The organism is Pseudomonas californiensis (genome assembly GCF_021147775.1).
Lineage (GTDB): Bacteria > Pseudomonadota > Gammaproteobacteria > Pseudomonadales > Pseudomonadaceae > Aquipseudomonas > Aquipseudomonas californiensis.
Map to the genome: position 1 here is coordinate 1 of NZ_JAGTPK010000016.1, position 21,442 is coordinate 21,442.

20 protein-coding genes are annotated in these 21,442 nt (G+C 58.5%); 3 read left to right on the forward strand and 17 right to left on the reverse strand.

Annotated elements, in window-relative coordinates; genetic code table 11:
- Positions 1-133: 133 nt before the first annotated feature.
- Entirely contained in the window at positions 134-928 is a 795-nt protein-coding gene (speD, locus tag KDX37_RS16670; RefSeq protein ID WP_122208050.1) for an adenosylmethionine decarboxylase, read from the reverse strand.
- Positions 929-1,170: 242 nt separating this feature from the next.
- Positions 1,171-1,593, reverse strand: a complete 423-nt coding sequence (locus tag KDX37_RS16675) for an OsmC family protein (protein ID WP_231653791.1) — start codon at positions 1,591-1,593, stop codon at positions 1,171-1,173.
- 211 nt (positions 1,594-1,804) lie between these two features.
- Between KDX37_RS16675 and crp the strand changes: the two genes are divergently transcribed.
- Positions 1,805-2,449 carry a cAMP-activated global transcriptional regulator CRP gene (crp, locus tag KDX37_RS16680; RefSeq protein WP_231653794.1) on the forward strand — a complete coding sequence of 215 codons (645 nt, stop codon included), beginning with the start codon at positions 1,805-1,807 and terminating at the stop codon, positions 2,447-2,449.
- A gap of 3 nt (positions 2,450-2,452) precedes the next feature.
- On the opposite strand, the gene KDX37_RS16685 is transcribed toward crp, so the two are convergent.
- The 4 genes from KDX37_RS16685 to KDX37_RS16700 are packed head-to-tail and all read right to left on the reverse strand — an operon-like array spanning position 2,453 to position 5,685.
- Positions 2,453-3,148, reverse strand: a complete 696-nt coding sequence (locus KDX37_RS16685; RefSeq protein ID WP_231653796.1) for a lipoate--protein ligase family protein — start codon at positions 3,146-3,148, stop codon at positions 2,453-2,455.
- 34 nt (positions 3,149-3,182) lie between these two features.
- On the reverse strand, positions 3,183-4,019 hold the full coding sequence (trpC, locus tag KDX37_RS16690; RefSeq protein ID WP_231653797.1) for an indole-3-glycerol phosphate synthase TrpC: 837 nt from the start codon (positions 4,017-4,019) through the stop codon (positions 3,183-3,185).
- Positions 4,016-5,065 (reverse strand): anthranilate phosphoribosyltransferase, encoded by a 1,050-nt coding sequence (gene trpD / locus KDX37_RS16695; RefSeq protein WP_231653799.1) that lies wholly within the window; start codon positions 5,063-5,065, stop codon positions 4,016-4,018. Before trpD ends, trpC begins: the two co-directional genes overlap by 4 nt.
- 8 nt (positions 5,066-5,073) lie before the next feature.
- The gene (locus tag KDX37_RS16700; protein WP_231653802.1) at positions 5,074-5,685 is read right to left on the reverse strand and encodes an aminodeoxychorismate/anthranilate synthase component II; all 612 of its coding nucleotides are present in this window, start codon (positions 5,683-5,685) and stop codon (positions 5,074-5,076) included.
- A gap of 638 nt (positions 5,686-6,323) precedes the next feature.
- Between KDX37_RS16700 and estP the strand changes: the two genes are divergently transcribed.
- Positions 6,324-8,255 carry an esterase EstP gene (gene estP / locus KDX37_RS16705; RefSeq protein ID WP_231653806.1) on the forward strand — a complete coding sequence of 644 codons (1,932 nt, stop codon included), beginning with the start codon at positions 6,324-6,326 and terminating at the stop codon, positions 8,253-8,255.
- A gap of 139 nt (positions 8,256-8,394) precedes the next feature.
- Here the strand turns inward: estP and trpE are convergent, their stop codons facing one another.
- The 9 genes from trpE to KDX37_RS16750 form a co-directional block, all read right to left on the reverse strand.
- Positions 8,395-9,876: an anthranilate synthase component I gene (gene trpE, locus KDX37_RS16710; RefSeq protein ID WP_231653808.1), complete on the reverse strand. Its 1,482-nt coding sequence runs from the start codon at positions 9,874-9,876 to the stop codon at positions 8,395-8,397.
- A 70-nt stretch (positions 9,877-9,946) separates the two neighbouring features.
- Positions 9,947-10,765, reverse strand: a complete 819-nt coding sequence (locus KDX37_RS16715; protein WP_231653810.1) for a phosphoglycolate phosphatase — start codon at positions 10,763-10,765, stop codon at positions 9,947-9,949.
- Positions 10,762-11,436 carry a ribulose-phosphate 3-epimerase gene (gene rpe / locus KDX37_RS16720; RefSeq protein WP_054084247.1) on the reverse strand — a complete coding sequence of 225 codons (675 nt, stop codon included), beginning with the start codon at positions 11,434-11,436 and terminating at the stop codon, positions 10,762-10,764. Before rpe ends, KDX37_RS16715 begins: the two co-directional genes overlap by 4 nt.
- 149 nt (positions 11,437-11,585) lie before the next feature.
- Complete coding sequence (locus KDX37_RS16725) at positions 11,586-12,410, reverse strand: ABC transporter permease (protein ID WP_231653811.1); 825 nt, start codon at positions 12,408-12,410, stop codon at positions 11,586-11,588.
- A gap of 11 nt (positions 12,411-12,421) precedes the next feature.
- On the reverse strand, positions 12,422-13,669 hold the full coding sequence (locus KDX37_RS16730; protein WP_231653813.1) for an ABC transporter permease: 1,248 nt from the start codon (positions 13,667-13,669) through the stop codon (positions 12,422-12,424).
- 77 nt (positions 13,670-13,746) lie between these two features.
- Positions 13,747-14,796: a polyamine ABC transporter substrate-binding protein gene (locus KDX37_RS16735; RefSeq protein ID WP_406642611.1), complete on the reverse strand. Its 1,050-nt coding sequence runs from the start codon at positions 14,794-14,796 to the stop codon at positions 13,747-13,749.
- 66 nt (positions 14,797-14,862) lie between these two features.
- Entirely contained in the window at positions 14,863-15,987 is a 1,125-nt protein-coding gene (locus tag KDX37_RS16740; RefSeq protein ID WP_231653815.1) for an ABC transporter ATP-binding protein, read from the reverse strand.
- Positions 15,988-16,257: 270 nt separating this feature from the next.
- Positions 16,258-16,887, reverse strand: a complete 630-nt coding sequence (locus tag KDX37_RS16745; protein ID WP_231653816.1) for a response regulator — start codon at positions 16,885-16,887, stop codon at positions 16,258-16,260.
- Positions 16,884-18,896 (reverse strand): sensor histidine kinase, encoded by a 2,013-nt coding sequence (locus tag KDX37_RS16750; protein ID WP_231653925.1) that lies wholly within the window; start codon positions 18,894-18,896, stop codon positions 16,884-16,886. Before KDX37_RS16750 ends, KDX37_RS16745 begins: the two co-directional genes overlap by 4 nt.
- A gap of 114 nt (positions 18,897-19,010) precedes the next feature.
- Between KDX37_RS16750 and KDX37_RS16755 the strand changes: the two genes are divergently transcribed.
- Complete coding sequence (locus KDX37_RS16755; protein WP_231653817.1) at positions 19,011-19,961, forward strand: alpha/beta hydrolase family protein; 951 nt, start codon at positions 19,011-19,013, stop codon at positions 19,959-19,961.
- 15 nt (positions 19,962-19,976) lie between these two features.
- On the opposite strand, the gene KDX37_RS16760 is transcribed toward KDX37_RS16755, so the two are convergent.
- Positions 19,977-20,741: a TerB family tellurite resistance protein gene (locus KDX37_RS16760; RefSeq protein ID WP_231653825.1), complete on the reverse strand. Its 765-nt coding sequence runs from the start codon at positions 20,739-20,741 to the stop codon at positions 19,977-19,979.
- A complete protein-coding gene (gene murU, locus KDX37_RS16765; RefSeq protein ID WP_231653826.1) occupies positions 20,742-21,413 on the reverse strand; it encodes an N-acetylmuramate alpha-1-phosphate uridylyltransferase MurU in 672 nt (223 codons plus the stop codon).
- Between the last annotated feature and the right edge of the window lie 29 nt (positions 21,414-21,442).

A 21,442-nucleotide genomic window follows, 5' to 3' on the forward strand; every position in this document is an offset into this window, starting at 1 on the left:
GGGAGCGGCCGCATCTGTCCTTGAAATACAAAACGCCCGATGCGGTGCATCGGGCGCTTTGAGACTGAAATAGGTGTAAACCTATTTCAGGACTAGACAACGAAACCCGCTGGCCATCTGGCGCAGCGCTGGCTCAGACCGCTACGTTACGACCGTAGAAGATCTCCAGCATTTCGTGTTTGACCTTGGCGGTCACTTGCTCACGCTGTTCAACCGACAGGTTGCTGGTCGCATCGCCAAACAGGTAGTTATCCAGTTCGAACTCCTTGAGCAGCATCTTGGTGTGAAACAGGTTTTCCTGGTACACGTTCACGTCGGTCATCTGGTAACCGTTGCGGGTGTCTTCGGACAGGTAGTTCTGGATCGAGTTGATCTCGTGGTCGATGAAGTGCTTCTTGCCTTCCACGTCACGGGTGAAACCGCGCACGCGGTAATCGACAGTCACGATGTCGGACTCGAACTTGTGAATCAGGTAGTTCAGCGCTTTAAGCGGCGAAATAACACCACAGGTCGACACGTCTATGTCCACGCGGAATGTCGCAATACCGTCCACCGGGTGGATTTCCGGATAGGTATGGACCGTGATGTGGCTTTTGTCCAAGTGCGCCAGAATGGTTTCCGGCAGTGGACCTGGCGACTCTTCGATCTGGCTTTCGGTAGGTGTTACCGGCTGCTCGGAAATCAGAATAGTCACACTGGCGCCCTGAGGATCGTAATCCTGACGTGCAATGTTCAGGATGTTGGCACCAATGATATCGACAACATCAGTCAGAATCCGCGTCAGGCGTTCTGCGTCATACACACTGTTGATGTATTCGACGTACGCCTGCTGGTCTTGCGGAGTTTCCGCATAGCAGATGTCATAAATGTTGAAGCTCAAGGTCTTTGTCAGGTTATTGAACCCGTGGAGCTTGAGTTTGCTTTTCACCGTTAAAAACTCTCTATATGTGTGCGGCGCCAGCCGCGTGATCAAGCATGCCCGTCAGATGAGGTCGGCTCAGCTGCGTAGGACGGTTAACACCTCTTCGCGTTGGCGATTTTGGTTGTCTGTTCGGGCCGGCAGCAGAAAACCGATACACGCTGCGCCCTGAAAAAGTGGCGCATTATGCAGACGTCCGAAGCCGTCTGCCAGAGTGTGCGCCGTTTTTATGATCGTTGGATGTCGATGCGTCAGCTCAACTCGATAATTTCATAATCATGAGTGATCTCGACACCCGCATTACCAAGCATGATCGACGCCGAGCAGTACTTCTCTGCAGACAGCTCGATGGCGCGTTTCACTTGCGCTTCTTTAAGGCCTCGACCTTTGACGACAAAGTGCAGGTGGATCTTGGTGAACACCTTTGGGTCTTCATCGGCACGCTCGGCTTCAAGAAACGCTTCGCAGCTTTCGACAGGCTGGCGAGACTTCTTGAGGATGCTTACGACATCAAAGTTGCTGCATCCGCCCAGACCGATCAGCACCATTTCCATGGGCCGAACACCCAGGTTGCGCCCGCCACTTTCAGGCGGTCCATCCATTACCACTACATGACCACTACCGGACTCACCGAGGAACATGGCTTCGCCAGCCCATTGGATGCGTGCTTTCATCGCCAAGACTCCACTGTAAAAAAGGGGGGCGCCAGCTTAGCACAGGGCCTGTATGTATCAGGAAATGTCACTAAAAATGCTATTCAGGGCCAATGTGTAGGAAGATTCGGAAATGGAGGCTGCCGCTCGTCGAAAAGCTGGCGAGAACGCAGTTACGGCCGATACCTACGGGTATGCCATTTGGCGAAGAGCCTTTTTTCGGATATCACGCATGGTCGCAATCACACTTGCCTCAAAAACAAAAAATCTGGACAAGCTCCTTTCCCATGCACAACGTCGCCGCTGCGTCGCCAAGAGCAACATCATCAATGCGGGCGATCCCTCCGATTCGTTGTTCCTGATCCTGAAAGGTTCGGTCACCGTCCTGATCGTGGATGACGAAGGACGCGAAATGATCGTGGCGTACCTCAACACCGGCGACTTCTTTGGCGAGCTGGGTTTGTTTGAGCAGCCGGGCCATGAGTCCGTGCGAAGCGCGTGGGTACGTGCCAAGAGCGAATGTGAAATCGCCGAGATTCCTTACACCAAATTCAGAGAACTGACTCAGCAGGAACCCGAGATTCTGTATGCGCTCGGCGGTCAGATGGCTGATCGCTTGCGCAACACCACTCGCAAGGTCGGCGACCTGGCGTTCCTGGATGTCACCGGGCGTGTGGCGCGAACACTACTGGACCTGTGCAAACAGCCGGATGCGATGACCCATCCGGACGGTATGCAGATCAAGATTACCCGTCAGGAAATTGGTCGTATCGTAGGCTGCTCAAGGGAAATGGTCGGGCGCGTGCTCAAGGCACTTGAAGAGCAGAGCCTGATCGACGTCAAAGGCAAGACCATGGTGGTGTACGGGACGCGGTGACGCCTACAACTCGGCAAGCATGGTGCGATAAGACCGCGTCAACGTACCAAGAACGTCGGCATGCGGGAAAGCCTCATGCAACGCAATGTGGCTGTCGGCGCGAACACGCGCATCCAGCTCACACAGCTCGTTGAAGCGGTTGACCACGGCGGCCATCTGCTGACGCTCGTTATCCAGCAACAGCGCGCCATGTACCAGCACAACCGGGCGCGTGCCACCCTGACTTTGACGCCAGCGCTGGGCCGTACCGACCATCTTGCGACCGCCAAGGTTGATGTTGAAGCGGCCATCGCAAAACGCCCCTTCCACTTCGCCCAGTGATGCTTCACCACCCAGTTCGATCAGCATGTCGAGAACAGGCTGACACAAACGGTTGTAAGCAATTTCGATGCGATCGCGATCTGGATCATGGCGTGGCTGGGCATAGACGAGCGCGATATTAACCGTGGCCCCTGATTGCGGCACCGGCTCGCCACCGGTCTCGCGCAGCAGAACAGGCCATCCATTGTCCGACAGTGTCTCGCTGGCTTCGACGAAACCCGGCAGACGACTCAGACGACGTGGCATGACCAGCGCGCGATCGTTGGGCCGCCAGAACAGCAGCCCATGATCCGCGTCACCCGCACACACCGAAGCCAGCAAGTCTTGCTCGGCTTGCAGACCTTTCTCGATGCAGATATCGATGATCGCGTCTTGCATGCTCGCCCCCTCAGTCAGGTTCTGCCTGCCCCAATCAGTCCAGTGTTGATCCACTGATGACCGTTCCGCGCTCCGGGAAAAACAGACGCTGCAGTTCCGCCCCTGGATGCTCGGCGCGCATGAACGCCTCACCAACCAGGAAGGAATACACGTCGTTGATTTCCATCAGTTCGACATCAGCACGGTTGAGAATACCGCTTTCGGTGATCACCAGACGATCTCTAGGGATACGCGGCAGCAGATCCAGCGTGGTTTCGAGATTCACTTCAAAGGTATGCAGGTTGCGATTGTTGACGCCGACCAGTCGGGTATCCAGCGTTTTCAGCGCGCGCTCAAGCTCATCGCCATCGTGCACCTCAACCAGCACGTCCAGCCCTACGCCTTTGGCAACAGAAGCCAGCTCTGCCATCTTCACATCATCCAGCGCCGACACGATCAGCAGGATGCAATCCGCACCCAGGGCACGGGCCTCGACGATCTGGTAAGGGTCGATCATGAAGTCCTTGCGAATCACCGGCAGCTTGCAAGCCGCACGTGCTTGCTGCAGATAAGCGTCGGAGCCTTGAAAGAAGTCGACATCGGTGAGGACCGAAAGACAGGTCGCACCGCCGGCCTGATAGCTTTCGGCGATTTCGGCAGGCAGAAAGTTTTCGCGGATCACGCCCTTGCTTGGCGAGGCTTTTTTGATTTCGGCGATGACCGCTGGCGATTTGCGCTTGGCCTGCGCAATCAGCGCATCAGCGAAACCACGAGGCGCGTCGGCCGCAGCCACTTGGCGCTCCAGTTCGTCCAGGCTGACAATAGCTCGGCGAGCTGCCACTTCCTCGGCCTTACGGGCGAGGATCTTCTCGAGTACGGTTGGCACGCTCATGCTTCATTCTCCTGTTTGAATACCGCCGTGAAGGCGCCCAGCTCTTCAAGTTTTTCCCGAGCAAGCCCGGTATGCAATGCGTCATGCGCCAATGCCACGCCCTCTTTCAGACTGGTGGCGTGATCAGCAGCGTAAAGTGCAGCGCCCGCATTGAGTACGATCATTTCAGCCGCTTTCTGGCCGTTCTCGGTTTTACGGCGTCCCAGCGCATCGCGAATCAGCTCCAGCGAAAGCGCGGGGCTTTCGACTGCCAGACCGTACAGGCTCTGGCTCTTGATACCCAGGTCTTCCGGTTGTACCCAATATTCCGTGACTTCGCCGTTTTTCAACTCGGCAACAAACGTCGGGGCAGCCAGGCTGAATTCATCCAGCCCATCCTGGGAATGCACCACCAGAACGTGCTTGCTGCCCAGGCGCAACAGAACTTCGGCCAACGGACGGCACAACGCCTGGCTGAACACGCCCACCACCTGATGACGCACCCCTGCCGGATTGGTCAGCGGGCCGAGCATGTTGAACAGCGTGCGCAGGCCCAGATCCCGACGAGGGCCTGCGGCGTATTTCATGGCGCTGTGATGCGACTGAGCAAACATGAAGCCAATGCCGACACTGTCAATGCAGCGAGCGACCTGGACCGGCGTCAGATTCAGATAAACACCTGCTGCCTCCAACAAATCCGCACTGCCGCTCTTGCCTGACACAGCGCGATTGCCATGCTTGGCCACTGTGCAGCCAGCCGCCGAGATCACAAAGGCCGAAGCAGTGGATACGTTGAAGATATTCGCACCATCGCCACCGGTGCCGACGATGTCGACAACACCGTCCAGCGACTTCAACTCTACCTGACTGGCCAATTCGCGCATGACGGACACGGCGCCGACGATCTCGTCGATGGTTTCGCTTTTCATGCGCATGCCCATCAGGAACGCGCCAATCTGAGTCTCGGTGCATTGCCCGGTCATGATTTCACGCATGACGTCGCGCATTTCGTCGGTAGTCAGGTCCAGCTGATTGACCACACGATCCAGCGCTTTCTTTATGTTCATGGGGGTACTCATAAAAATCCTTGGCCCTGACGGTGGCCGCCACTCTGTTTGAGGAAGTTGGCGAACAACTCGTGGCCCTGCTCGGTCAGGATCGACTCCGGGTGGAACTGCACACCCTCGACGTTCAGTGTCTTGTGACGCAGACCCATGATCTCGTCAACCGAACCGTCTTCCAGCGCGGTCCAGGCAGTGACTTCCAGGCAGTCGGGCAACGTGTCCCGCTTGACCACCAGCGAGTGATAACGGGTGACGACCAGAGGATGATTCAGGCCTTCGAATACGCCGCCGTCTTCATGAACAACCGGGCTGGTCTTGCCGTGCATGACCTGACGCGCGCGTACCACGTCGCCACCGAACGCCTGGCCGATGGACTGATGGCCCAGGCAGACACCCAGAATCGGCAGTTTACCCGCGAAGTGAGTGATCACTTCAAGCGAGACGCCGGCTTCATTGGGTGTGCAAGGGCCAGGTGAAACCACGATGCGCTCGGGGTTCAAGGCTTCGATTTGCGCGATGGTCAGTTCGTCATTGCGGATGACTTTGACGTCGGCCCCCAGTTCACCGAGGTACTGCACGACGTTGTAGGTAAAGGAGTCGTAGTTATCGATCATCAGCAGCATTTTGCTATTAACCTTTTGAATTTACTGACGTTGTTCACGCCTTGAAATCGCATTTCGCTCAAGCATCCGCCTCTTCAGCCATATCGAGTGACATGACAGTGACGGGAGAACATTACGAATTGAAGGCATACAGGTGCGGATCCGGCAGGGCCGGCAAGGAAATAGTCAGGCGCGCCAACGCCAGCGGGCGTGAGCCTTGATAACGCGCATCAAGAGTTTGCTGACAATCGTCACGGAAGGGGTCTCGTCGGTACGTTTCGGGACATTAGCGTACCGAATCGGCCGGTGCAATATGATTGTATCGAGCAGAGCGACCAAAATGCAGGACGACAAGCTGCGAAAACGCTGTCGGGAAGGCCGCACCTTCATGCGGAGGGGGATTGAGGCAAGGGCTCAGAAGCCAGAGAAGGATGTTCAGAACGCGATCGCGCGTACGCAGGCCAGACAGGCCTTGAGCGCAATCAGGCCCTTTCTTCATGACCTGGCCAACTACCTTAACGACATCGTCACAGACAGGGCGGCATGATTTCCAACAGTGATCGAGCACCACTGGGCAGTAACTTGCGTCAGTATTTGCGGTAATGAAGAGGCTTGCTACGTTTCCTAAACACAATAAAAAACAGGAAAGGATCTTTCTCATGATCACAACATTACGGCGCTGGCCATTCGCGGCCTGCCTGCTCTCGCTGGCATGCAGCACTGCCACCGCAGCCCCCTATTCAACCATGGTGGTGTTCGGCGACAGCCTGGCCGACGCGGGGCAATTCCCTGACGCGGGCGGCCCGAGAGGAGCAACGCTGCGATTTACCAATCGGGTCGGCCCCACCTATCAAAATGGCAGCGGCGAAGTCTTCAACGTTAATTCGTCGACGCTGATCGGCAGGATGCTTAACGTCTCGGCAGCAGATCTTGCCGCCTCGACCTCACCGGTCAATGCTGCACTGGGCTTGGCGGACGGTAATAACTGGGCAGTCGGGGGTTATCGAACGGACCAGATCCTGGATTCGATCACCACGCGGTCAGATGCAATCACGCCGATTACCAATGGCTCACAGACGCTTCTACGCAGCCGCCAGGGATACCTCCCGGCCAATGGCCTGAAGGCAGACCCCAACGCACTGTATTACCTGACGGGTGGGGGCAATGACTTTCTACAGGGGCGTGTACTGAGTTTCGGTACTGCCGAGGCTGCGGCCAACCGGCTGGCGGACAGCGCCCAGGTCCTGCAACAGGCTGGTGCGCGCTACATCATGGTCTGGCTGCTGCCGGACATCGGGCAGACGCCCGCCTTGAGCGGCTCGCCTTTACAACTGTTTACCTCGGCTCTCAGCGCCCGTTTCAATGAACAATTGGTCAATCGCCTGGAACAGATCAATGCACAGATCATACCGCTTAACGTTCCGTTGCTGATCAATGAAGTTCTGACCCAACCGGCACGCTTCGGCTTCGATCCCAATGAAAACCTGGTGAGAACCTGTTTCAGTGGTGACAGTTGTACCCAAAGCACCACGCACGGTATCTCCAGCGCCACGCCAGACCCGAGCAAAGTGTTCTTCAATGATCGTGTCCATCCCACCGAAGCCGGGCAGCGCCTGTTGGCCGACTATGCTTACTCTCTGCTATCAGCGCCGTGGGAAATCACCCTGCTGCCGGAAATGGCCAATGGGACCCTGCGCACGCATCAAGACGAACTGCGCGCCCAATGGCTCAGCGACTTCGGCCAGTGGCAAGGTGTTGGCCAATGGCAGAGCATCATTGCCGCCGGGGGACAAAAGCTGGATTTCGATGCGCAGGACAGTTCAGCAGATGCTGACGGCAGAGGCTACAACCTCACCATCGGCGGCAGCTACCGCTTCGCCGATCACTGGCGTGCGGGCGTGGCCGCAGGAGCTTATCGACAAAACCTGGACGCAGGCCCAAGGGACTCGGACTACAAACTGAACAGCTACATCGCGACCGCTTTTCTGCAATATCAGGCCAACCATTGGTGGGGTGATCTGGCAGCATCAGGCGGCAAGCTGGATTACGAGAACGCCGAGCGCAAGTTTGCGCTGGGCGTGAGCGAAGGTCAGGAAAAAGGCGATACCGACGGTGAGCTGTGGGCCGTCAGTGCGCGGGTCGGCTTTGACATTGCTGGAGCCAACAGCCGCTGGCATCTGTCGCCATTTGTCAGCGCGGATTATGCGCACATCGACGTGGACGGCTACTCGGAGCAAGGCACACGCTCAACAGCGTTGACCTTCAGCGACCAAACCCGAAAGTCTCGTCGTGCAGGTGTGGGTTTGCAGGGCAAGTTCGAGCTGACGCCAGCGACTCAGGTATGGGGCGAGTTTGCGCACGAGCGGGAATTCGAGACCGATCAGCAAAACGTGACCATGTCACTGAACAGCCTGCCCTCCATCGACTACACGCTTGAAGGCTACACCCCACAACGCGATCTGAACCGGGCGACCCTGGGTGTCAGCCAGAAATTGACCGAGGACCTGACGTTGCGCGCCAACTACAACTGGCGCAAGAACGACGACGTGACCCAGCAAGGCGCAAGCGTGGCGTTGAGTTTGAATTTCTAAAAGCAGACAGGGGTATTGCTCGCGAAGGCCGCCTGACAGCCGGTACATCCCAAACGGATGTATCGGCCTCTTCCTCAGCAAGAGGGCTCCCACAAGAGCTGCCTGAATGGAAGGCATCCAGTGAGGCAAGCTTTGCAGTTCAGTCCTCGGCGGTCTGTTCTGCCAGGGCTACGGCGCGGAACATTGCGCGACGTTTGTTCAGGGTTTCTTCCCATTCCAGCGCAGGGACCGAGTCTGCGACGATGCCGCCGCCAGCCTGAACATGCAGTTCGCCATTCTTGATTACCGCTGTGCGGATCGCGATGGCAGTGTCCATGTTGCCGTTCCACGCCATGTAGCCCACCGCGCCGCCGTAGACGCCGCGTTTGACCGGTTCCAGTTCGTCGATGATTTCCATTGCACGAATTTTCGGCGCACCCGACAACGTGCCTGCAGGCAGGATTGCGCGCAGAGCGTCCATTGCTGTCAGACCGCTTTTCAACTGCCCAGTCACGTTGGACACAATGTGCATCACGTTGGAATAACGCTCGATGACCATCTTCTCGGTCAGCCTGACCGTACCGATTTCAGACACCCGACCGGTGTCGTTGCGGCCCAGGTCGATCAGCATCAGGTGCTCGGCGATCTCCTTGTCGTCGGACAGCAGATCGTCTTCCAGCGCACTATCAGCCTCTTCAGTGGCGCCACGCGGGCGCGTACCGGCAATCGGACGCACCGTGACCAGATTGTCTTCGACGCGCACCAGCACTTCCGGCGAACTGCCCACCACGTGGAAGTCGCCGAAATTGAAGAAATACATGTACGGCGTAGGGTTGAAGCAGCGCAACGCCCGGTACAGATCAATAGGCGCAGCCTTGAAGTCGATCGACATGCGCTGCGACGGTACAACCTGCATCACGTCGCCCGCCAGAATGTACTGCTTGACCGTGTCGACAGCGGCTTCGTAATCACTCTGGGTGAAGCTTGAGCGAAAGACTGGATCTGGCGCGGGAGGCCTGTCCAGCGCAAGACCACGACGCGGCGTGATCGGCTGACGCAGTTTTTCCATCAGCGCCTCAAGGCTCGCACGCCCTTCTTCGTAAGCGTCCGGTTGTGCCGGATCGGCCAACACGATGGCGTGCATCTTGCCCGCAAGGTTGTCGAACACTACTACAGCGTCGGACACCATCAGCAGGATGTCCGGGACGCCCAGTGGATCGGGATTCGGGCAGTTGGCCAGACGCTTCTCGACGTAACGCACGCAGTCGTAACCGAAGTAGCCGACCAGCCCACCGTTGAATCGCGGCAAACCGGCGACCGTAGGCACGTTGTAGCGCGCCTTGAAGGTTTCGACGAAGTCCAGAGGGTCTTCAGCCTCATGGCTTTCGATCTCGACGCCGTCATGGGTCACGCTGATACGATGGCCGTGAACACGCAGCACAGTGCGGCACGGCAAACCGATCATTGAATAACGGCCCCATTTCTCGCCGCCCTGCACCGACTCCAGTAGATACGAGTTGGGCTGATCGGCCAGTTTCAGATAGATCGACAGCGGCGTGTCAAAGTCAGCCAGGGTTTCACGGGCAAGCGGAATGCGGTTGTAGCCGTCAGCGGCCAAACGCAGGAATTCTTCACGGTTCATGAGCAACCTCGTGGTTTGAGGAAAACAGGGTCAGATAGGCAAACGTACCGGCAGGCCGGCCAGGATCAAGTCAGGCGCGCCAACGCCAGCGGGCAAGGGCCTTGATGACTTTCATCCAGAGTTTGCGAGTGACCACCACGATGGAATCTCTATAGGAGGGACGTTCGATGTCGGGCAACAGTATCTCAGCGTCCTGATCCAGGCAACCGGGAATCAACTTGCGCAAATCATCGATCACCATCGCTGGCGATTCCTCGGCGATCGGCCGGCCATGGTTATAGCCATAACTTAATGCCACACATGCGACGCCTGCGGCTTTCGCAGCCTGCACGTCGCTGCGCGAATCGCCGACAAACAGGGACTGCGAAGCAGGCACACCGGCCATTTTCATCACGAAAAACAACGCGGCGGGGTCTGGTTTTTTCTGCGGCATGGTGTCACCACCCACAATCCAGCGAAAGAACCGACCCAGCTTCATCTCGTCGAGCAGCGGTGCGACAAAGCGCTCCGGCTTGTTGGTGATGAGCGCCATTTGCACGCCCATCTTCTGCAACCACTTCAAGGTTTCGCGCACGCCGGGGTACACCACCGTGAACTCATGCTTTTGCGCGTAGGCTTCCATGAACAGTTCCAGGCCTTGCTCGGCCAGCGCATCGTCTACTCCGCTGTGATCGATGTCGTTGGCCAGTGCCCGACGTACCAACACCGGCGCGCCATTGCCAACCCATGCCCGCACCGACTCAAGACCGGCTGCGGGACGACCGAGTTCGAGCAGCATCTTGTCCACGGCGACCGCCAGATCAGGCACCGAGTCCACGAGGGTCCCGTCCAGATCGAACATGATCAGCTTGGGTAACTGGCCAGCAAACAGCTGCTCGAAGCCACTCATGCGCGGGCTGACGCCAGTTCGGTGCGCATTTTTTCGATGACTTCACGATAGTCAGGTGCATTGAAGATGGCCGAACCGGCCACGAACGTGTCGGCGCCAGCCGCTGCGATTTCGCGAATGTTGTTCACGTTTACGCCACCGTCGATTTCCAGACGGATATCGCGCCCTGATGCATCGATCAACGCCCGCGCTTCGCGCAATTTGTTCAGCGTGCCGGGGATGAACTTCTGACCGCCAAAGCCTGGGTTCACGCTCATGAGCAGGATCATGTCGACCTTGTCCATCACGTACTCCAGCAGGTTCAGCGGCGTGGCCGGGTTGAACACCAGACCCGCCTTGCAGCCGCCTTCACGGATCAACTGCAGCGAGCGATCGATGTGCTGGGTCGCTTCAGGGTGGAAGGTGATGTACGTGGCACCGGCTTCGATGAAGTCACCAATGATGCGATCAACCGGGCTGACCATCAGGTGCACGTCGATTGGTGCGGTCACGCCGTACTTGCGCAGTGCGCTGCACACCATCGGACCAATGGTCAGATTCGGGACGTAGTGATTGTCCATCACGTCGAAGTGAACGAAGTCGGCACCAGAGGCCAGCACGTTGTCGACTTCCTCGCCCAGACGGGCGAAGTCAGCGGAAAGAATCGATGGGGCAATAACGAAGGGCTGCATGACGCACCTGTTTGAGCAGAATCACGGTGGCGCGCATTGTACTCCAACGTTTCTTAATATGTCGCAGGTGCACTTTTGATGTTTTTGTCAGACAGTTTACAGCGATGTGTCAGTGCTGGCCGCCCACTGACACAACGCAACGGCGTCGATCAGGCTACCTGCGTCCTCAGCTTCTCACTGCGCCCGCGCAGCCATTCCAGCACCAGTAGCAGCAGAACCGAGAAGCCGATCAACAGCGTAGCGGCTGCGGCAATGGTCGGGCTGAGGTTCTCACGAATGCCGCTGAACATCTGGCGAGGCAAGGTGGCCTGCTCCGGCCCGGCGAGAAACAGCGTCACCACGACTTCGTCGAACGAGGTCGCAAACGCGAACAGTGCGCCGGAAATAACGCCGGGTGCAATCAGTGGCAAGGTCACACGGCGGAACGCCGTCAGCGGCGAAGCGCCCAGACTGGCCGCCGCACGCACCAGATTGTGATTGAAACCCTGCAAGGTTGCGGACACCGTGATGATCACGAACGGCACACCCAGCACCGCATGCACCAGAATCAATGAAGTGTAGCTGTTGCCAAGCCCAAGCGGCGCGAAGAATAGATAGCTGGCGACACCGACAATCACCACCGGTACCACCATCGGCGAAATCACCAGCGCCATGACCAGCGCCTTGCCGCGAAAGTTACCCCGCGTCAGGCCGATGGCCGCCAGCGTGCCGAAGACCATAGCCAGCATTGTCGCGGCAGGCGCAACGATCATGCTGTTCTTGAGGGCACGCATCCATTCGGCAGAATTGAAGAAGTCCTGATACCACTGCAACGAGAAGCCTTGCAGCGGATAGACCAGAAAACTGCCCGAGTTGAATGACAGCGGGACGATAACCAGCACCGGCAGCACCAGAAACAGCAGCACCAGCGCACAGATGACGCGCAGGGCGTAGTACCAGATGCGCTCGATTGGCGATGTGTAAGGACTCAACATGGTGACGCTCCTCAGCTCAGGCGCAGGCGGCTGGCGCCGACCAGCCAGCTATAGATCAGGTACAACACGATGGTCGCCAACAGCAGCAGACCGCCCAGCGCCGTGGCCATGCCCCAGTTGATACTGGTGTTGGTGTAGAAGGCGACGAAGTAGCTGACCATCTGGTCGTTCGGGCTGCCGAGCAAGGCCGGCGTGATGTAGTAGCCAATCGACAGAATGAACACCAGCAGGCACCCGGCGCCAATCCCGGCATACGTCTGCGGGAAGTACACACGCCAGAAGCTGGCGAACGGATGACAGCCCAGCGAAATGGCAGCGCGCATGTAGGTCGGCGAGATGTTCTTCATCACGCTGTAGATCGGCAGAATCATGAACGGCAGCATGATGTGCACCATCGAGATGTACACCCCGACCCGGTTGAAGACCAGTTCCAACGGCTTGTCGATGATGCCCATCGCCAGCAGCGCACTGTTGATCAGCCCGCTTGATTGCAGCAGAACGATCCAGGCCGCGACACGTACCAGAATCGAGGTCCAGAACGGCAGCAGCACCAGAATCATCAGCAGGTTACTTTGACGTGATGGCAGGTTGGCAAGCAGATAAGCCAACGGATACGCAAGCACCAGACAGATCACGGTTATGACCAGACCCATCCAGAAAGTACGGGCAAAGATATCCAGATAAATCGCCTGGTCGGGGGTTGCCGCAGCCACTTCGCCAAGGTCATCGATACGATGGTCGACAGCGGCCAACAGGTAATACGGTGTGACACTGCTGGTATTGCGACGTACAGCCTGCCAATAGGCGGGATCGCCCCAACGCTCATCCAGCGCTTCGAGCGCTTCTTTATAAGAGGCCGGTTCGGTCTTGAATGGTAGCGCGCGAGCCGTTTTGCTCAACAGGCTGCGATAACCGGCCAATTCCATGTTCAGTCGCTTGGACAAATCGCCCAGCGTCGAATTCTTGCGGGTTTCAGCCAGGTCCAGGCTGAGTGCCTTGTAGACCGACTCGGGCGGCAGCCCTTTACCATCCCATTTCTGGACTTCGATCACAGTGCTCGGCAATGCGGCGACGACTTCGGGGTTGCCGACACTTTTGTAGAGCAGCGCGGCAATGGGTACCAGAAATACCAACAACAGGAAGATGACCAACGGAGCGATCAGTGCCTGAGCCTTCCAGCGGTTGACCCGCTCTGCGCGAGCAAGACGTTGCTTCAAGTTGGGGCTGGCGCCTTCAGTCAGGGGCACGGCGATGGCCATAGCGAACTCCGAAAATCTTTCAACAAGGGGGCGTTCCCTGCGAAGGGAACGCCCGGATCTGACTCAACGTGACGCGATTACTTGGCGGCCCATGCAGTGAAACGCTGCTCGAGTGATTCGCCGTTATCGGTCCAGAACGCCACATCCATTTGCACCTGATCCTTGATGTTCTCAGGTGTGGTCGGCATGTTCTGCAGCGTTTCCTTGTCCAGCAGTTTCACAGCCTCAATGTTGGCAGGGCCGTAAGCGATGTTCTGCGAATAGGTCTTTTGCTGCTCCGGGCTGAGCATGTAGGCGATGAACTTCTTCGCGGCATCAGCGTTTTTCGAACCTTTCGGAATAGCCCATGCGTCAAAGTCGTAGACACCACCGGTCCAGACCACTTTCAGGTTGCTTTCTTTCTGCACGGCAGCGATGCGGCCGTTGTAAGCCGAACTCATCACGACGTCGCCGGAAGCGAGATACTGAGGCGGCTGAGCACCTGCTTCCCACCACTGAATGTTTGGCTTGAGCTCGTCGAGTTTCTTGAACGCACGGTCCTGACCGTCTTTGCTGGCCAGCACTTTGTAGACGTCCTTCGGCGCAACGCCGTCGGCCATCAGAGCGAATTCCAGGGTGTACTTGGCGCCCTTGCGCAGGCCACGCTTGCCCGGAAATTTCTTGGTGTCCCAGAAATCCGCCCAGCCGCTCGGAGCACTGGCAACCTTGTCGGCGTTGTAGGCGAGTACGGTGGACCAGACGAAGAAACCGGCACCGCAGGTGGTGATGGCGCCCGGAACATAGTCGGAAGCCTTGCCCAGCATGGCCGGGTCAAGCTCTTCGAACATGTCCTCGTCGCAGCCACGCGCCAGCTCGGGCGACTCGACTTCTACCAGGTCCCAAGACACGCTCTTGGTGTCGACCATGGTCTTGATCTTGGCCATTTCACCGTTGTACTCACCGGCGATGATCTTGCCATTGCCCGCTTTCTCCCACGGTGCGTAGAAGGCTTTCTCTTGAGCGGCCTTGTTGGCACCGCCGAAGGAAATGACCGTCAGGTCAGTGGCCGCCGAAGCGTGAGCAGCACACATCATGCCCAACGTGATGGCGGTGAACTTCAAAGATTTCAGCATTATTCTTTTCTCCACGAGCAGTGTTGGTAAGCGATTGGGATGGGCGATAGATTCGCCTCTGTTATTGCTTTTATTGATAGATCAATGCTCTTGCTGCAAGGGGTCGAGCGCGCGAACGTGCTCGACTTGCCATCCGATTGGCACAACGTCACCAACACTCAGCGCAGGGTCGAGCTCGGCGATGGGCTGTTTGACGAAGAAGTCGGTTTTACCCGCCACCTCCAGACGCACACGAACGTGATCGCCCAGATAGATGAACTCGGCGACGCGGCCGGAAAAACGGTTCACACAGCTTTCGCTGCGGCCATTGAGGTTGATGCGCTCAGGGCGAATGGACAGCGTCACCGGCCCGCCAGGCTGACCGACATTGATGGCCAGTGCCTGCACTTTCTCGCCACGTTCAAGTTCGACAACGCAGCGATCACCGTCGCGGCTGAGCAGGCGTCCATTGAGGCGGTTGTTCTCACCAATGAAGTTGGCGACGAAGGTGTTCTTCGGTTCTTCATACAGGCTGCGAGGCGGTGCAATCTGCTGAATCTCGCCTTGGTGAAACACTGCAACCCGGTCAGACATGGTCAGGGCTTCACCCTGATCGTGGGTGACGTAAACCACGGTCACACCGAGGCGCTGATGCAGGTGTTTGATTTCCATCTGCATGTGCTCACGCAACTGCTTGTCGAGCGCGCCGAGCGGCTCGTCCATCAACACCAGTTGCGGTTCGAAGACCAGCGCGCGAGCCAGCGCAACCCGCTGTTGCTGACCACCGGACAGCTGTGCCGGGTAGCGATGTGCGAAGGTATCGAGCTGAACCATGCCCAGCGCACGCTTCACTTTTTCGCCGACATCGGTCTTGCTCATGCCACGTACCGACAACGGGAATGCAAGGTTTTCGGCAACGGTCATGTGCGGGAACAGCGCGTAGTTCTGAAACACCATGCCGATGTCGCGCTTGTGCGGCGGCACATTGTTGATGGCGCGTCCGCCAAGCAGGATTTCACCCGCAGTAGGGGTTTCGAAGCCGGCCAGCATCATCAGGCTGGTGGTCTTTCCGGAGCCGGAAGGTCCGAGCAGGGTGAGAAACTCGCCTTTGCGAATGTCCAGGTTAAGGTCTTTGACGATCAGTGCTTCGCCGTCGTAGCTCTTCTGCACACCACGAAAGCTGACCAGAACATCACTTGCTCCAGCGCTTGTATCGACGTCGCTCATTACCCACACCTTTGTTTTGTCTGCGTGGGCTCAGACTAGAACAGCCTGAACAGCCCGCAAATCGGGGGCCAGGAGAGATTGGGCTAGGCAGGCTGGAAGGCCAGGGGTAAGGATTGCCCTACACGGATGGCGGGATTGGATATGTCAGATGCAGGTCGATTGTTTTTGTGACGACACCTTCGCGAGCTGGCGCGCTGCCAACGGGGCCAAGCGACAAAAACGACAGTAAAACTGCTCGGCACGCGCCGACGACAGATGTCGTTTTCAGACTCAGAGCAGTTTGTGTTCCATTGCATATTTGACGAGGTCGGCCAACGAGTTGAGCTTCATCTTTTGCATCAGGCGCGCTTTGTGAGTGCTGATGGTCTTGCTGCTCAAGGCGAGTTGCTGGGCGATATCATTGACATTGGCACCCTGGGCCAGGCGCTCGAACACCGAGAATTCGCGCTCCGACAGCAACGAATGCAGCGGTCGGTTATCCGTCAGCCCCACTTCGAAGACCATGCGATCCGCCAGGTCCGGATCAATGTAGCGGCCACCAGCGGCGACCCGTCGTATCGCGGTGAGCAACAGGGCCGGATCGCTGTCTTTGGTGGCATACCCGGCAGCGCCAACCTTCAACGCGCGAGCCGCCATCTGTGCCTCGTCGTGCATCGACAACACCAGAATCGCGGGCGGATTGTTCAGGGCGCGAATGCGCGGAATCGCCTCAAGCCCATTGACGCCTGGCATGGAAATATCCAGCAGTACCACCTCGCAGGCCACATGTCGCAAGGTTTCGAGCAGCTGTTCGCCATTGCTCGCCTCACCCACTACCTGCAGGTCCTTGGCGAGGCCGATCAATTGCTTGATACCTTCACGCACAATGGTGTGGTCTTCGGCGACCAGTACACGAATCACTCTTCTCGCTCCTGTCCAGCGGGGTCCAGCGGAATATAGGCACGCAAGGTTGTGCCTTCACCGACCTCGCTGTCCAGCTCCAATCGGCCACCCAGCATCAATACCCGCTCACGCATGCCGACCACACCGAACGACACAGGCCGTTCAGACTCGATGACAAAGCCCTGTCCGTCATCGGCGACAGTCATGCACATCACGTTTTCATCCAGCGTCAGGCTGATCTCGACCGTGTGCGCCTGGGCGTGACGCATGACGTTGGTCAACGCCTCCTGAAGAATGCGAAACATGCCGGTCGCCCTGGCGTCGCTGAGCGCGGGCAGGTTATCCGGGACCTGCACCAGACAGGGGATCTGCGTTCTCGACTCGAAACGGCGAGCCTGCCATTCGATGGCCGAGGCGATACCGGCATCGAGAATCGGCGGACGCAAAGCCGTGGCCACGTCCCGCACCAATTGAAACAACTGCGCGATCAAGCGTTTCATACTGCCAAGACGCTGGCCAAGACCCGGGTCAAGCTCGGCGTAAGCCAACTCACACATGGACGTTTCCAGCTTCAATACCGTCAACATCTGACCGAGTTCGTCATGCACCTCTCGGGCGATACGCGCCTTCTCTTCCTCCCGCACGCTTTCCAGGTGCGCCGACAATTCACGCAACTGATCATGGGCGCGGCGCCGCTCACTGACGTCGCTGAGAAACACCACCAGGTATTCCGCGTCGCGAAATCGCAGAAAGCTCAGGGAGACATCGGTGGGCAGGAACGTGCCATCAGCTCGCAGGCAATTGGTTTCGAAAACCTGTGGGCTGTCCTCGCTGGAGCGCGCGTTCTTCCACAGGTTGAGCCAGCGATCCATGTGCAGGCCCGGCTCGAAGTCAATCAGCGGGCGCTCGATCACCTTGCCGGATGCATACCCCAACATCGACTCAGCCGCCCGATTGGCATAGCGCACGCGACTGTCCCAGTTCACCCATAGAATCCCCACTGTGCTCTGGTCGATAGAAAACTGCGCCAACCGCAACCCTTCTTCGCCCTGCACGCGCCGGGCGATGTCTTCTCGTGCAGACAGCAATTCGGACTCAAGCGCCTGTTGCTGCCGACGCTGCCAGACCACAATCGAGAAACAGGCGAGCAACATCACCGCCAGCAGAATGCAGAGGTTTTGCCACAAACCGGGCGACTCGCTGAAATGCGAAGGGGTCAGCGGCATCCAGCGCGTGTGCAACTGGTCCAGTTCTCGTGCCGGTATGGCGCGTAAACCCTCGCTGATAATCGCCGCCAGCTCGGGCGCATCACGGCGCGAAGCCACTCTCAGCAACAGCGGTAATCCGATGTCTCCCACCACGGCCAGGCCGGCAAACTCAGGCTCCCGAAGCAGGCGGCTGAGTTGCGCCTCGTCGACAACCGCGTAACGCGCCTGCTGGCTGAGCAACAGTTGCAGCGCCTGACGCTCCAACGGCACGCCTTGCAGGTTCAAATGCGGATAATTGCCGCGCAGGTAATCCGCAGTCGGACCGGGCATGCGCACCGCGACCCGCACCCGACCGTCGAGTTGTTCAAGGTCAACGGCTGCGCTGCCGTCACGCTCGCCAATCAGCAGTTGCGAGATCCGCAGGTAAGGGTCCGAAAACAGCCACAGCCGTAGGCCTGCCGGGGTTTGCGTCAGGCCTGGCGCGACGTCGACTTCGCCTGCTGCCAGCGCATTTTCCAGCGCCGCCTGATCGGGAAAATTGCGCCAGACCAGCTCTACCGGAAACGTCGCCGCCAGCGTATTCATGAAATCGACGTTGGCGCCAGACAGCTGCTGAAGACGCTGGTCGAACTGGGCATACGGGGCACGCAGCACCAGCCCAACCCGCAAGGGACCATGCTGGGCCAGCCAGGCGCGCTGCGTCGGGTTCAATTGAGCCCGAGTCGACGGATCAGACTCGTCGGCCGCTGCGAGAAGCATCTGAGCCATCAAGAGCAAAGCCAGGCAGCCGATAAAACCAGTGCGCCGAAGACGAGTTATCAACGTGTCGTTCTCATGTATGCGTATGACGGTCGTGTGCCGCCCAGGCCCGGGCCTGACAAAAGCCGATCAACCCATTAGGCTGCCGGTATAGATTCTGGCTTGGAATATCCGATGTCCCACACCTTTCGCGCAACGTTTCCTGCATTGTTTCTGTCGCTGATAGTACCTTGCGCCCTGCCTGCGATGGCGGCCGATCCAGCCCCGGGCCAGGACGCGGGCGCTCAGGCTGTCGAACGCGCGGCATTGCCCAGCCGTTCTCAGGAAGACGAAATAGCCCTGGAGCGACAGTTGCCCAAACAGGACCTGCAACAACTGCAGGCAGGCGACGAAAACTTCCTTGCCCTCTGGAAACCCGCCAACACCGAAGAGCCACAAGGTGCGGTGATCATCCTGCCTGGCGCGGGTGAGTCGCCAGACTGGCCGGATGCTGTCGGCCCGTTACGGCGCAAATTCCCTGATACCGGTTGGGCCACGTTGAGCATCAGCCTCCCGGATGCGCAAGACCCCGCCTTGCTGCCACGCGAGCCTGACGCCGCACCCGCAGATGCTAAAGCGGAAAAGCCGAAGGACGAGGCAGCCAAGGACGTCAGCGCCGAAGCCCAGGCCAGTGCCGATACCGCCAAGGCGGCCGCCGACGAGGAGCGCGACAAGGCACAGGCCGAGAAAGTATTCGCACGCATCGAAAGCGCCATCAGTTTTGCGCAGCAGAACAAGGCGCGCACCATCGTACTGCTCGGACACAGCAGCGGCGCTTACTGGGCAGCGAAGTTCATCAGCGAGCGACCCTCACCGCTGGTGCAGAAACTGGTCATGGTCGCGGCTCGCGAGCCAGCCGGTGCCACACAGTCGCTGCTGGACCTGGTGCCCGGTCTGAAAATCAAGACCGCCGATTTCGTCTACAAAAATCAGGCTCAGCAGGCCGCCCTGGAACGCTTGCAGGCCAGCAAACGTGCGAAAGGACCTGGCTTCACACAAATCGCACTGATCAACATCGTCGGCAACGAAGAAACTGAACAGGAGCAGATGTTCCGCCGGATCCGCGGCTGGGTTGAAGCACAGTAGCGGGTAGCAACCTGGCTAAAAACCCCGGCGCGCCTTGATCACTCGATAGGCGTTATGCAGCTCGCCGGTTTTCTCGGTCGCGGCCCGCACCTGCAGCGGGTTGGCGCCCGAGCCGGCGATCTTGTCCGGATGATGGCGACTGAGCAAGCGACGGTAAGCACGCTTGATGCTCACCGAGTCAGTATCGGTTTCTACGCCCAGCAGCCTCAAAGCCATTTTGTACTCATCGCCGCTGCCGATAGGCGGCCGCTTCATCGGGTCGTGCTCGGCAGCCAACGCTTCCACCTGCTGCGCTGACCAACCCAGCCATAACCCCCAGACACCTATCAGTTCGCGTTCCAGCTGCGAAGCCTTACCGTCGGCCCATGCCATCCGCCAGCATGCGCGTAGCAGCTGCTCGGCAACCTCCGGCTGGCGCTGCAACCGTTTCAGGTAACCTCGCAGTCCTTCCGCTCCGTCCTTGCCACGCGTAAAAGCGCCGATTGCCCGGCGCTGATCGTCACTGTTCATGTTCAAACGACGCATCTCTGCGCGTGCCTGATGAATGTGGCTGGCCGCCACTCGCCCTTCCCGCTTGGCCAGACGCCCCAGCATCACGAACAACAGATCATCATCGTGGATAGCAGGCCGTCCGCCCAGGCGCTCGCGCAGATGCGCCCAGCTGTGCAGCTTGAATCGTCGGTCTACCGCCTGCCCCAGCAAGGCACCCAGCAGCGCCCCCGGAATATCCGCGATGGCGTACCCGAGCCCTGCGCCAATCAACGTGCCAGGCCAAATCATTCAGCGCGGCCCCGACAGCAGTTGCTCGACTTCAGCCAGACGCTCGTGAGTGCCTACATCCACCCAGCGACCCTTGAAATGCTCACCCGTCACCAGGCCTTGACGCATAGCGTCTCGCAGCAATGGTGCCAGCTTGAACGCACCGGCCTCGCACGCGGCAAACAAACGCGGATGGAGGATGGCAATCCCGCTGTAGGTCAGCCGTTGCGCAGCAGAATCGTCATCGCGCACCTCACCCTCGACAAGCGAAAAATCGCCTGACGGATGATGTGCCGGGTTGTCGATCAGCACCAGGTGCGCCAACCCTGACAATGGTTTACGCAATACCGAGAAGTCGTAATCGGTCCAGATATCGCCGTTGACCACCACGAAAGGCTCCTCGCCCAGCAATGGCAGCGCACGGAAGATCCCGCCACCGGTTTCCAGCGGTTCGCCTTCCGGGGAATAGCGAACGCTCAGGCCGAAACGCTGGCCGTCACCCACGTAATCTTCGATCTGCTGGCCGAGCCAGGCATGGTTGATGACCAGTTCCTGAAACCCGGCTTCGCGCAGTGCATTGAGGTGGTACTCAATGAGCGGAACATCACCTGCGCGCACCAGAGGCTTGGGCGTGTGCAGCGTCAGCGGACGCATCCGCTCGCCCTTTCCGGCGGCGAGAATCATCGCTTTCATGCAGACCTCTTCAACACAATCGACACCTT